Annotated in this window: 12 protein-coding genes; all 12 read right to left on the bottom strand. The window is 71.4% G+C overall.

Features of this window, described 5'->3' with window-relative positions:
• Positions 1–286, bottom strand: a 286-nt coding sequence (locus tag M3N57_00095) for a nuclear transport factor 2 family protein (protein ID MDP9021106.1), incomplete at its 3' end; no start/stop codon positions are given.
• A 109-nt stretch (positions 287–395) separates the two neighbouring features.
• Complete coding sequence (locus tag M3N57_00100; GenBank protein ID MDP9021107.1) at positions 396–965, bottom strand: secondary thiamine-phosphate synthase enzyme YjbQ; 570 nt, start codon at positions 963–965, stop codon at positions 396–398.
• A 144-nt stretch (positions 966–1,109) separates the two neighbouring features.
• Positions 1,110–2,507, bottom strand: a complete 1,398-nt coding sequence (gene gatB / locus M3N57_00105; protein ID MDP9021108.1) for an Asp-tRNA(Asn)/Glu-tRNA(Gln) amidotransferase subunit GatB — start codon at positions 2,505–2,507, stop codon at positions 1,110–1,112.
• A 62-nt stretch (positions 2,508–2,569) separates the two neighbouring features.
• Positions 2,570–4,084 (bottom strand): Asp-tRNA(Asn)/Glu-tRNA(Gln) amidotransferase subunit GatA, encoded by a 1,515-nt coding sequence (gatA, locus tag M3N57_00110; protein MDP9021109.1) that lies wholly within the window; start codon positions 4,082–4,084, stop codon positions 2,570–2,572.
• Complete coding sequence (gatC, locus tag M3N57_00115; protein MDP9021110.1) at positions 4,084–4,380, bottom strand: Asp-tRNA(Asn)/Glu-tRNA(Gln) amidotransferase subunit GatC; 297 nt, start codon at positions 4,378–4,380, stop codon at positions 4,084–4,086. Before gatC ends, gatA begins: the two co-directional genes overlap by 1 nt.
• Positions 4,381–4,448: 68 nt before the next feature.
• Positions 4,449–4,826, bottom strand: a complete 378-nt coding sequence (locus M3N57_00120) for a gamma-glutamylcyclotransferase (protein ID MDP9021111.1) — start codon at positions 4,824–4,826, stop codon at positions 4,449–4,451.
• Positions 4,823–6,853, bottom strand: a complete 2,031-nt coding sequence (ligA, locus tag M3N57_00125; protein ID MDP9021112.1) for an NAD-dependent DNA ligase LigA — start codon at positions 6,851–6,853, stop codon at positions 4,823–4,825. Before ligA ends, M3N57_00120 begins: the two co-directional genes overlap by 4 nt.
• Positions 6,854–6,857: 4 nt before the next feature.
• Positions 6,858–7,874, bottom strand: a complete 1,017-nt coding sequence (locus tag M3N57_00130) for a hypothetical protein (GenBank protein MDP9021113.1) — start codon at positions 7,872–7,874, stop codon at positions 6,858–6,860.
• 53 nt (positions 7,875–7,927) lie between these two features.
• Positions 7,928–9,016 (bottom strand): tRNA 2-thiouridine(34) synthase MnmA, encoded by a 1,089-nt coding sequence (gene mnmA / locus M3N57_00135; protein MDP9021114.1) that lies wholly within the window; start codon positions 9,014–9,016, stop codon positions 7,928–7,930.
• The gene (locus M3N57_00140) at positions 9,013–10,173 is read right to left on the bottom strand and encodes a cysteine desulfurase (GenBank protein ID MDP9021115.1); all 1,161 of its coding nucleotides are present in this window, start codon (positions 10,171–10,173) and stop codon (positions 9,013–9,015) included. The genes mnmA and M3N57_00140 overlap by 4 nt, the downstream gene beginning before the upstream one ends.
• Positions 10,174–10,286: 113 nt before the next feature.
• Positions 10,287–12,317, bottom strand: coding sequence for a cell wall-binding repeat-containing protein (locus M3N57_00145; protein MDP9021116.1), 2,031 nt, complete (start codon positions 12,315–12,317; stop codon positions 10,287–10,289).
• Positions 12,314–12,573 (bottom strand): hypothetical protein (locus M3N57_00150; protein MDP9021117.1); only part of this gene is annotated, 260 nt, incomplete at its 5' end. The genes M3N57_00145 and M3N57_00150, both read right to left, overlap by 4 nt.

A 12,573-nucleotide genomic window follows, 5' to 3' on the forward strand; every position in this document is an offset into this window, starting at 1 on the left:
CCTCGGTCTCACGCACCTTCCCGGTCTCACCGCAGATGGCGTAGTTGTGTACCTCCACCACGCAGCGGTCCCCGTCGCACGTCCAGCGGTTGGGCGTCAGCGTCCACTTCTCCCAGTGCTCGAAGGCCAGCTTCAGATCGGTCATCAACACCATGTTGCCGTCGATGACCTCCCTGCCTCCGCCCGCCATGAAGTGCACGTCCGGCGTGCACAGCTCGCCACAGGCTTCCGCGTCGTGCCGGTTGAACGCCCCGAGCCAAGCCTCGACCACGTCCCGTGGTTGCATCCGGTGGCCTTCCGTCGCCGTCAAGCTGCGTCCCCGGAGGCTACAGACGGCCGCGGTCGGCGAGAAGCGATCGTGCGCCACCATCCCGAGCGGGCGTGCCGCTGACGTCTCACCGCCAGCCTTGGACCTGCAGGACCACCCGACGCGGTCGGGCCTGGTCGAGCTCGATGAACATGATCCGCTGCCAGCGGCCCATGGCCAGTTCGCCGTTGACGACCGGGATGTGCTCCGACGCGGAACCCACGAGCATCGACTTGATGTGTGCGTGGCCGTTGACGGGTTCGCTCTCGGGGTCGTCGAGGTTCTCGGTGCGCAGCTCGTAGTCGTCGTGGCGGTAGTAGGCGTCGCTCGGCACGAGCCGTTCCATGAACAGCCGGAAGTCCTCGAGGAAGCACGTCTCGCGCTCGTTGATCTTGACCGCGCAGGTGGTGTGGGGCGTGTAGACGACGACCGTGCCCTCCTGCACCCCCGAGCCCTCGACCAGCTCGCGGGCGTGCTCGGTGACGTCCAGGACGTGGAACGCACGCTCCGTCTCGACGGCGATCGTCGCGCGAGCCAGGATGGGCGTGCGCTCGATCAGCTCGATCGAACCCTCCACGCGGATGTCGGTCGGCTCGGAACAGAACGCATCGGATGGAGCGTCGAGCTGCAGCAGCGCGTCGGAGTGGAGCGGACCCATGGAGCCTCCGTGGAGTCGGACGCGCGTGGTGGCCCCGGTCTCCGCATCACTCACGCGCCGATCGATGGGCAGATCATGCGTAGGGTACCCGACCGCGGTGGGCACCCTGGAGCTCCCCCAGGCCGGTGACGGACGGCGACACGGTCAGCCTCCCAGGATGCGGTCGGCCAGGAGCTGGTTGACGACCTGTGGGTTGGCTCGTCCGCGGGTCTCGCGCATCGCCTGACCGACGAGCGCCCCGATCGCCTTGGTGTTGCCCTCACGGATCGTGGCGGCCGTCTCCGGGTTATCCGCGATGATGCGTTCGATCAGTGCCTCGAGCGCAGCCTCGTCGGAGATCTGTTGCAGTCCCCGCTCCTCGACGATCCTGGTCGGTGCGGCTCCGGTCTCGAAGACCGCGTCGAGGACCTCCCGACCGAGCTTGTGGGACAGCGTGCCGTCGTCGACCAGACGGACGAGCTCGCCGATGTGGTGACCGGTCATGGGGGTGTCGGCCGGTTCGGCTCCGCGCTCGTTGAGCTGCGCGACGACCTCGCCGGTCAGCCAGTTGGCGGTCGTCCGCGGGTCAGCGTCGAGCCCCACGGCGGCGTCGTACCAGGCCAGCAGCCCGTAGGACACGATCGTGGCGGCCTGCGCGGCGTCGACCCCGGCCTCGACCAGCCGGCCGCGCGCGGTGGCGGGCAGCTCGGGGAGCGTGGCGCGGAGCTGCTCCACCCACGCCGCGCTCGAGACCACCTCGACCAGATCGGGATCGGGGAAGTAGCGGTAGTCGGTCACGGCCTCCTTCCGGCGCAACAGCTCCGTCAGGCCGCGTTCCTCGTCCCAGTGGCGGGTCTCCTGCACGATCTGGCCGGCGGATTCGAGGACGTGGATCTGGCGCTCCGCCTCGTAGGTCACCGCACGGACCAGCGACCGGATGGAGTTGAGGTTCTTGATCTCGCACCGCGTCCCGTAGGGGTCGCTGGTCCCGTCCGTGGCGATGCGGCGGACCGACACGTTGGCGTCGCACCGCAACGACCCCTCCTCCATCTTGGCGTCCGAGATGCCCAGCGTCCGAACGATCCCCTGCAGCTCCCGGACGAAGGCGCCCGCCTGCTCGGGGCTGCGGATGTCGGGCTTGGAGACGCACTCCAGCAGCGGGATGCCGCAGCGGTTGTAGTCGATCAGCGACTTGTCGGCGCCGTGGAGGCGTCCGCCGCCGCCGCGGTGCTCCATCTTCCCGGTGTCCTCCTCCATGTGGACGCGTTCGATGCCGATCCGGGCCGGCGCACCGTCGGTGTCGACGTCCAGCCACCCCTCGGAGCACAGCGGGATGTCGTACTGGCTGATCTGGTAGTTCTTGGCCAGGTCGGGGTAGAAGTAGTTCTTGCGGTGGAACCAGCAGGTCGGGGCGATCGCGCAGTTGAGCGCCAGTCCCAGCCGCGCGGCCGAGTCCACCGCTGCGGCGTTGGCCACCGGGAGCGCACCGGGCTGGCCGGTGCAAACCGGGCACACCCGGGTGTTGGGCGGGGCGCCGAAGTCCGTCGCGCAACCGCAGAACATCTTCGACGCGGTGCTCAGCTCGACGTGGACCTCGAGTCCGACCACCAACTCCCAGCCGTCGGTCACGCCGCCACCTCCCCGGGGACCGCGACGGCGTTGGCGCCACGGGGGATCGGGTCGAAGCCGGTGGCCTGCTCGAAGGCCCACGCCACCCGCAGCGCCACATCCTCACGGAGCGCCGGCGCCATGATCTGCAAGCCGACCGGCAGACCGGCGTCGTCCAAGCCGCTGGGCACCGAGATCGCTGGGATGCCCGCCAGGTTGGCCGGCACCGTGGCGATGTCGTTGAGGTACATCGCCAGGGGATCGTCGATCTTCTCCGCGATCGGGAACGCGACGTTGGGTGAGGTTGGGCTGACCAGGACGTCGACCTCGTCGAACGCGGCTTGGAAGTCACGCAGCACCAGGGTGCGGACCTTCCCGGCCTGCAGGTAGTAGGCGTCGAAGTACCCGGCCGACAGCGCGTACGTCCCGATCATGATGCGCCGCTTCACCTCCGCACCGAAGCCGTGAGCCCGCGTCGCCGCGTTCATCTCCTCGGTGGTGGGCGCATCGACGCGGAGGCCGTAGCGGACGCCGTCGTACCGTGCGAGGTTGCTCGACGCCTCCGACGGGGCGATCAGGTAGTAGGCCGGGAGCGCGAACGGGGCATGTGGCAGTGAGCACTCGATGACGTCGGTTCCCAGCGACTCGAGCGTGGCCAGGGCATCACGGAAGCTGGCTGCGACGCCCGGCTGGTAGCCCTCGCCACCGAGCTCGCGGACGACTCCGACGCGCATACCGCGGATGCCGTCACGCAGCGCGGCGATCACGTCGGGGGCCGGCTCGGGAATGGACGTCGAATCACGCGGGTCGTGACCGGCGATGATCTGATGCAGCAGGGCGGCGTCCTCCACGGTCCGCGCCATCGGTCCGGCCTGGTCGAGGCTGGAGGCGAACGCGATCAGGCCGTACCGCGACACCACCCCGTACGTGGGCTTGAGCCCCACCGTCCCGGTGACCGCGGCGGGCTGACGGATGGACCCACCGGTGTCGGTCCCCAACGCGAGTGGCGCCTGCAGCCCAGCGAGAGCGGCGGACGAACCGCCCGAAGATCCCCCGGGGACGCGGTCGAGATCCCAGGGGTTGCGGGTCGGGCCGTACCCGGAGTTCTCTGTCGACGACCCCATGGCGAACTCGTCCATGTTCGTCTTCCCGACGACCACCACGTCCGCGGCGCGCAGACGCTCGACCACCGTGGCGTCGTAGGGTGGCCGCCAGCCCTCAAGGATCCGCGACCCGCAGGTCGTTGGCACACCGCGGGTGACGAAGACGTCCTTCAGGGCCAGCGGGACGCCGGCCAGACCCCCGAGCGCCTCGCCGCGCGCGCGGCGTGCGTCGATGTCGGCGGCGTGCGCCCGGGCCGCGTCCGCGGTCACGTGCAGGAAAGCGTGGACGTCGCGAGGACCGGCGTCGGTGGGGTCACCGTCGACCTCGGCGATGCGGCCCAGGTGGGCGTCGACCACCTCGCGGGCGCTGATCTCGCCGATCGTCATCAGCCGGGCGAGTTCGGCGGCGGAGCGGGCGATCAGCTCCATCACCCCTCCTCCGCCACGATCCGCGGGACCACGAAGCGGTCGTCCTCGACCGCGGGGGCGGCCGCGAGCAGGTCCTCGCGTGGCGGTGAGGGCGCCACAGCGTCCTCGCGGAGGACGTTGTGCAGCGGGTACGGGTGGGAGGTGGCCACCACGTCGTCGGCAGCCACCTGTCCGACCTGCTCGGCGTACTCGAGGATCTTCGACAGTTGCGGTGCGAGCCGTTGAACGTCGTCGTCGCTGAGGGCCAGTCGGGCCAGTGACGCGACGTAACGCACCTCTTCGGCGGACAGAGCCACGCACGACCTCCGGGTCCGGGACGTCGTGCAAGGGTAGGCGAGACCGCGCGCAGCTCCTCGTCGCGTCCTCACGGCTCCCACCGGCCGTCGGGAAGCGGCCTGCCCGGGGGCTGACCGCGCTCGAGGTTCCAGGCGTACGCGACCGCCGGCTGGCGGCCGTCGGGGCCGTCCACCTCGATCGTCACCCGAACGAACAGGTCACCTGCGGCCTCGATGCGGTCCGCGACGGACCTCAGCCTCGCGGCGGATCGTGGTCCGCGGGGGCGGAGCAGCGTGCCGTGGACGGTGCCCTCGGCGTCGAACGTGGCAGCCGGCCAACCCATCGGGGTGGCGACGAGCCTGCCGCGGCAACGCGCCGGACCGACCACGTCGACCAAGTCGGCGATCGCCGGCCACAGCGAACGTCCCGGCTGCAACGTCCCGTACGCGAACAGGTCTCGCGTCAAGCCGCCGGTAGCTTCCCGGTCTCGAGCAGCGTGACGAAGGCCGCCTCGTCGACGACCGGGACCTCGAGCTGTTCGGCCTTGGCGAGCTTGGTTCCGGGATCCTCCCCCGCCACGACGACGTTGGTCCGCGACGACACGCTCGAGGTGACCTTCGCGCCCCGCGCTTCGAGTGCCTCCTTGGCCTCGTCTCGGGTGAAACCCGTCAAGGTCCCGGTCAGAACCACCGTCCACCCGGCCAGGAGCTCGCCCTCGTGCCGCCGTTGCACGTCGGTTCTCACGCCTGCCGCCTTCAACCGATCGATCAGCCGCCGGTTGCGGTCCTCGCCGAGGAACTCTGCAACCGACCGCGCGATCACCGGGCCGATGTCGGGGGCGGCCGCGATCTGCTCGTCGGAGGCGGCCATCAGCGCATCGATCGAGCCGAAGTGCCGTGCCAGCGTGCGGGCGACGGTCGGCCCGACGTGGCGGATGTTGAGGCCGATCAGCAACCGGTCCAGACCCCGGTCCTTGGACTCCTCGATGGAGCCCAGCAGCGCGCGTGCCTTCTTGTCCGCGAAGCCCGGCAGGGCCAGCAGCTCCTCCTCGGACAGGTCGTACAGGTCCGCGAGGCTGTGGACCATCCCCTCGTCACGCAGCAGCTTGGCGGTCTCCTCGCCCAGGCCTTCGATGTCCATCGCCCCGCGGCTCGCGAAGTGCTCCAGCGCCCCCCATAGCCGCTGCGGACAGTCCAGGTTCGGGCAGAACGTGTTGGCCTCCCCCTCCGGGCGGACCAGCTCGGTTGCGCAGAACGGGCAGTGGCTGGGCATTCGCCACGGCTCCAAGCCCGGGGGGCGCTTGGCGAGGACGGGTCCGACCACCTCGGGGATCACGTCACCCGCGCGGCGCACGATCACGGTGTCACCCGGGCGGACGTCCTTGGCGGCGACCTGATCGTCGTTGTGCAGGGTGGCCATCCCCACGGTCACCCCGCCGACCGACACGGGCTCGAGGACCGCGAAGGGGGTGACCTTCCCGGTGCGGCCGACGTTGACCTGGATGCCGCGCAGCTGCGTCTCCTTCTCGACCGGAGCCAGCTTGTAGGCCACCGCCCATCGCGGCGCGCGGGCGGTGGTCCCCAGCTCCGCACGGTCGGCGAGCGCATCGATCTTGACCACCACGCCGTCGATCTCGTAGCGGGGTGCGTGGCGCTGCTCGGTCCACCGCTTGACGTAGTCCATGATCTGATCGAGGTCGGCGACCACCTCGGTCTCGTCCGCCACGGTCAGGCCGGCGTCGCGGAGCCACGCCAGTGACTCGCTGTGAGCGGTGAAAGCGATGCCCTCGGCTGCGCCCAGCCCGTGACACACGACCTCCAGTGGTCTCGTGGCCGTGATGCGAGGATCCTTCTGACGAAGCGCCCCCGACGCGGCGTTCCGCGGGTTCGCGAACGCGGCCTCGCCCCGCTCGATGCGCTCGGCGTTCATCGCCTCGAAGGCGTCGACCGGGAAGTAGACCTCGCCGCGGACCTCGACCACCTCGGGCGGGTCGGGGGTCGCCAGCCGGTACGGGACGTTGCGGATCGTCCGCACCTGCGGGGTGACGTCCTCGCCGATGACGCCGTCACCGCGGGTGGCAGCGACGGCCAGGACACCGCGCCGGTAGGTCAACGAGATCGCGACCCCGTCCACCTTGAGCTCGCACACGTACGTGGGGACCCGGGCCAGGGAACGCTCGACCCGGCGTTCCCAGGCGGCCAGCTCCTCGCGGTCGAAGACGTTGTCGAGCGAGAGCATCGGTTCCAGGTGGCGGTGTTCGGGGAACGCGGCGCTGCGCGGGGCGCCGACCTGCTGCGTCGGGGAGGCGGGGGTCCGCAGCGCCGGGTAGGCGCCCTCCAGCTCGATGAGTTCGTGGAGCAGCGCGTCGTACTGGGCGTCCGACATCGGCGGATCGGACAGGACGTGGTAGCGGTAGTTCGATTCGTGCAGTACCCGCGACAGCTCGTCGTGGCGCTGTCGGGCCGCGTCCAACGTGTTGGGGACGGCCGCCACCGGCTCAGCCGGGCCGGCGCCGGGTGGACTTCTTCGTCGCCTTCTTCGGGGACTTCTTCGTGGCCTTCTTCGTGGTCTTCTTCGTGGTGGTCTTCTTCGTCGCTTTCTTGACGGGTGCCTTCGCCGCCTTCTTCGTCGCCTTCTTCACTGCCTTCTTGACGGGCGCCTTCGTCGACTTCTTGACCGCCTTCTTGGCCGCCTTCTTCGCCCGGCGCGTGGTCGCCGTCTTCGTGGTCCTCTTGCCGACCCTCTTGGCCGGGCGGCTGGCTGCCTTCTTCGCCGCCCTCTTCGCCGGCTGCGCCGTCGCTTTCTTCGCTCGCTTCCTCGGCCCCAGCTCGGAAGCGGTCCCGGCCGGCTCGGCGGCCGAGTCCTCGATGCGCTCCTCGCCCTCCTCGATGCGCTCCTCCTCGGCGCGCTCGGCCTCCTCTTCCCCGTGCTGGGTCGGTTCGTCGCCGGTCCCCGGCATCCGCTCTTCGTCCCCAGGCTGTTGCACCTGTTCCTCCTCGACCCCCGCGACTGCGTCCTCCACGACCGCCATGGCGAGCTCTTCGGCAGTGTCCTCCGGTTCCACCCCCGGCTCGGGCGTGACCTCCCCCGCCGGTTCCACCGCGGGCGCGGGCGTGACCTCCACCGCCGGCGCGGGCGTGACCTCCTCCGCTGGTTCCACCGCCGGTGTGGGCCTGACCTCCTCCGCCGGTTCCACCGCTGGTGTGGGCCTGACCTCCTCCGCCGGTTCCACCGCCGGTGTGCGCGTGACCTCCTCCGCCGGTTCCACCGCCGGTGTGCGCGCGATCTGCTCCCGACGATCTGCCGCGTCCGCGGCTGGCCGGAACAACCAGGGCGTGTCCCCGGCGGTGCGCTTCGGGACGATCTCGGTCGGTTCGGGTCGCGTTTCGGTGCTCAGCGCTTCCAGGTCCGCTCGGAGCGCCTCCACGACCTCGTCGAGGTCAGCGCTCTCGCCGCGGGTGGCGACCGAGTACCGCCGGATGATCTCCAGGTCGGTCAGGTAGACGCGGGCCACGCACGGTCCTTGTCGATGACGGAGGCATGGTAGTCGCCACAGTCGGGACCCCGTCAGCGCGCGGCGGGGATCACCGCTGCGCCACGGTCGGTCGCGACGATGGTGCCGCCGCCCAGACACTCGTCACCGTGGTAGAGCACGCAGGCTTGCCCCGCCGCGACGGCCTCGACCGGCTCGTCGAACGTCACGCGGTACCCCCCATCGTGGGCGGTGAGCGCCGCGGCCACCGGCTCGCCGTGTGCGCGAAGCTGTGCCGTCACCGGCCCCAACGGCGGTGAACCACGCACCCAGTTGACCGTGGCTAGGTCCACCATCGGGCAGGCCAGCGCCTCACGGGGACCGACGACCACGGCGTTGCGGGTGCGGTCAAGGGCGACGACGTAGCGGCGCTCGTGGCTGTTCAGCCCGAGCCCGCGGCGCTGACCGACCGTGTACCGCCAGATCCCCTCGTGCTCCCCGATCACCGTGCCGTCGAGGTCCAGTACCGGCCCGCGGACGACCGGGAGCCGCGCGCGTAGGTACCCGGCGGTGTCACCGTCGGGGACGAAGCACAGGTCGTAGGAGTCCGGCTTGGACGCCACCCGCAAACCGCGCGCGTCGGCGGCGGCCCGGATCTCATCCTTGGTCAGCTCCCCGACGGGGAACCTCGACCGCGCCAGCTGGTCGGAGGTCGCGACGTACAAGACGTAGGTCTGATCCTTGGCCCGATCGGCAGCGCGTAGGAGCCGGAGCCGCCCCGCCCCGTCACGGCGCAGCCGCACGTGGTGGCCCGTCGCCATCGCATCGAACCCCAGCGTGGTGGCACGTCCCAGCAGTGCTGCGTACTTCACGCTGCGGTTGCACGCGATGCACGGGTTGGGTGTGCACCCCGCCGCGTAGGCGCTTGCGAACGGATCCTGCACCTCACGGACGAACAGATCCTGCAGGTCCCACACGTAGAAGGGGATCCGCAGCTGCTGGGCGACCCGACGGGCGTCCTGAGCGTCGTCGAGCGTGCAGCACCCGTGGCCGGGAACCTGGCGGTCAGCGGGCACGTCAGCGAGCTTGAGGTGCACGCCGGTGACGTCGTGGCCCTCCTCGACCAAGAGGGCCGCAGCCACGGACGAGTCGACGCCGCCGCTCATCGCGACGAGGACGTTCACGACAATCCTCCTCCACCGACGGCGCGCAGCTCCGCCACCGCGTCGGCGATGATCGACAGCGCCGCGTCGACGTCGTCTTCTGTGGTGGTCCAACCCAGCGAGAGGCGCAGCGACGCCAGGTCGTCGAGCCCCGTGGCGACCAGGACGTGGCTGGCGCGGTTGGCGCCCGAGTGACATGCCGAGCCGGTCGAGGCGCACACGCCGGCCCGGTCGAGCGCGAACAGCAGCGCTTCGCCGTCGACAGCGTCGATGGACACGTGCACGTGCGACGACAGCCGGTGCGCGGGATCCGCCGGTCCGTTGCGGCGCACCCCGGTGATCGCCAGCAGCCCGTCGGCCAAGCGCGCACTCAACGCCATCAGGCGTTCGTGAAGGGCGTCCCGGTCCGCCGCGGCGGCCGTCACCGCCGCGGCACAGGCGGCGTCGAGCGCCGCCGCGAACGTCCCCGACCGCACTCCACGGTCCTGGCCGCCGCCGTGCAGGACGGGCACCACCGGCACCCCCCGGCGCAGGTAGGCCACACCGACCCCGCCGGGACCGCCGAACTTGTGGGCCGAGAGCGCCAGCCCATCGACCGGCCAGGCTGCCACGTCCACCTCCGAGGTCGCGAACGCCTGCACCGCATCGACGTGCAGCCGGACGCCGCGGTCGCGGAGCGCCGTCCCCAGCGTCGCGACGTCGTTGACGGACCCGAGCTCGTTGTTGGCGGCCATGACCGCGACCACCGCGGTGTCGTCGCGGACGGCCGCCAGGACCTGCTCGACATCCACCCGGCCGTCGCGCTGGGGGGCGACCTCGGTGAGGGTGAAGCCCTGATCGGACGCCAGCCAGCGGGCCGAATCGAGGACCGCGGGGTGCTCGACAGCCGACACGACCAGGTGTCGTCGTCCGGCCTGTGCCCCGGCCCAGGCCAGGCCCTTGACGGCCAGGTTGTCGGCCTCGGTCCCGCCGGATGTGAACACGATGTCGGCCGGTGATGCGCCGAGCACCTGAGCGATGCGTTCGCGGGCCTCCTCGACCGCGACTCGGGCTGCCTGCCCGGCGGTGTGCGCTGACGAGGCGTTCCCGAGCCTGGCATCGGGATGCAGCCACCGCGCCAGCGCCGCCCGAGCCTCGGGGCGTGGGACGGTGGTGGCGGCGTGGTCGAGGTAGATCACGACAGGTTTCTTCGACGCGGGAACGTTCCGCGATGGTACGGCCGACGACCGTGGCTGGCCCGTCCCCGACGCCGGTGTGCGGCGTCCGTGGGAGCCGCGGCGCCGGGCGGGCTCTAGGAGGCGCGAACGAGCCTGCGGACGGTGCCGTCCGTGAGGGTGACGTACGCCTCGCCGGCGTTGTCACGCCCGAAGCTGGTGACCCGCGCGGTCGTGTCCATCCAGTGGCGCTCGTCGGTGACGGAGCCGTGGCGTTCGTGGAACCCGCGGATCCAACCGGCGCAGTAGTCGCCGTAGAGGTACTGGCCACGCAGCTCGGGGATCGCCGACCCGCGGTACACGACCCCGCCGATCACCGCACACGTCCCGTTGAGCGGGTACTCGAACACCGGGTCGGTCAGGCCGCTCTGCGGGCAGCCGGCCCGGACGGGGTCGAAGCCGTGAGCGCCTTCTCGGCACGGCCACCCGAAGTTCGTCCCGGTGGCGTCCCAGGCGACCACGTTGATCTCCTCGTAGTTGCTTTGACCCACGTCTCCGATCACGACCGTGCCGTCGGGCGGATCGAACGAGAAGCGGTAGGGGTTGCGCAGCCCGTACATCCAGGTCCGCCAGTCTCCGCTGGCCGGATCCAAGCGCACGATCGCGCCCAGCGGCGTCTCCGGCCGCTGGGCGTTGTCGTAGGCGTCGCCGCTCCCGCCGCCGTCACCCAGCGCCAGGTACAACGCGCCGTCGGGCCCGAACTCCAGCGATCCGCCGTTGTGGTTGGCGGCGGGCTGATCCCAGCGGAACAGGGTCCGTGGGGTTCTGCCGTCGCGGTTGTACTCGGCGACCACCGTGTCACCGGCGGCGTCGGTGTAGTGCACGAAGTACCGGCCGGTGTTGGCGTACGCGGGGTCGAAGGCCAGGCCGAGCAGGCCCTGTTCCTGGCCGGCGCTCGAGACCAGCCCGCGGATGTCCAGGAACACGCTGCCGTCCAGGAAGCGGATGCGCCCGGCACGTTCGGCGACGTACATCCGGTCATCGCCGGGCGCCCCGGTGACATGGGTGGGGAACTCGAAGCCGCTCCCGACCTGGTGCAGGCCCAGCGCCAGGTCGACCAACGCGAACCCGATCTGGCCCAGAACCTCGTCGGCGACCGCGGCCGGGCCTCCTGCCACGCGGACGCGCTGGATCGCCCCGCGGTGCGCCTCGGCCCAGGCCTTGGTGTCGGCCGAGTCGACCAGGTCTTCGCCACCGACCAGCACCAGCACCCCGCCGAGCGACACCGCGGTGGGCCCGGCAGCCAGCCCGTCGGGGAAGTTTCCTCCGGTGGCCGCCAGGACCGTGGCGCGGCGCGCACCGTGTGTGACCGCGACGTCGGCGAGGGCGGTTGAGGTCGCGAACCGGTTGGGCCCGGCGATGCGGTCGCGGCGGGGGGCGTCCAGCTGTCCCTCGGTGGTCTCGGGGATGGCGGCCGTCCCCCCCACCACGGTGGCGTGCTCGGCGCCGAGGTCGCGCAACGTCGCGTTGGTGACCTCGGGCACCCGGTCGCGGTCGGTCAACAGCAGCGGCCAGCGGGCGTGCCCAGCCAGGCCGCCAGCCGCGAGCGCGTCCGGCCAGGCACGGGACGGATCGGGATGCGCGCCGAGCGCCACCAGGACCCGCTGGCCGGCCGGTATCCCCGCCGATCGCCACAGGTCCACGGCGCGCCGGGCAGCCTGCGCTGCGGTGGTCATCCGTTCGGGGCCGTCGACCCGTTCCACCTCCACGCCCATGGCCTGCAGGTCGGACCGGACCGTCTCTGACTGCACCGCCGATCCGCCCATCAGGAAGGCACGGCGGGCCCCCAGACGCTGCACCTCCTCACGGACCGAGCCGTGCAGGCGCTCACGGAGGTTGAGGAGGACCGGTCCGCCTGCCGCCGACGCCAGCGGCGCGGCGGCCAGCGCGTCGGGGAAATCGAACCCGAACGCCACCACGACCGCCGGGGCGCCGGCGGGGAACGCCGCTCGCGACAGCGCCACCGAGGTCTCGATGCGGCCCGTGCCCGGCCCACCGAAGAAGCGGGAGACGTCCGCCGGCGCAGCCTCGGCGGCGGGGGTGGCCGGCACGGCGAGCGCTGCGGCGGACGCCAGCACGGCGATGGCGGTGACGACGATGCGGATCACGGTTGTCCTGTCGGCGTCCGCGGACGGCTGTCGACGAACCACCCGTGGATGGCCACGGCCGCGTCGACGTCGGCGGGGTCGTTGACGAGCAGCTGCAGCGGAGCGTGCCCGACCGCGTCGGTGAGGCGTCGGTCGAGGTCCACCAGCGCTTGCGGCTGCATCGATGTCGACAGGTGAACGACGTAGGCGTCACCTGTCCGGCGCGCGGTCGCTCCGCGCAGCTCGACCTGCCAGGCGTTCACGCGGTCGTCGCCGC

Source organism: Actinomycetota bacterium (assembly GCA_030776725.1).
GTDB lineage: Bacteria > Actinomycetota > Nitriliruptoria > Nitriliruptorales > JAHWKO01 > JAHWKW01.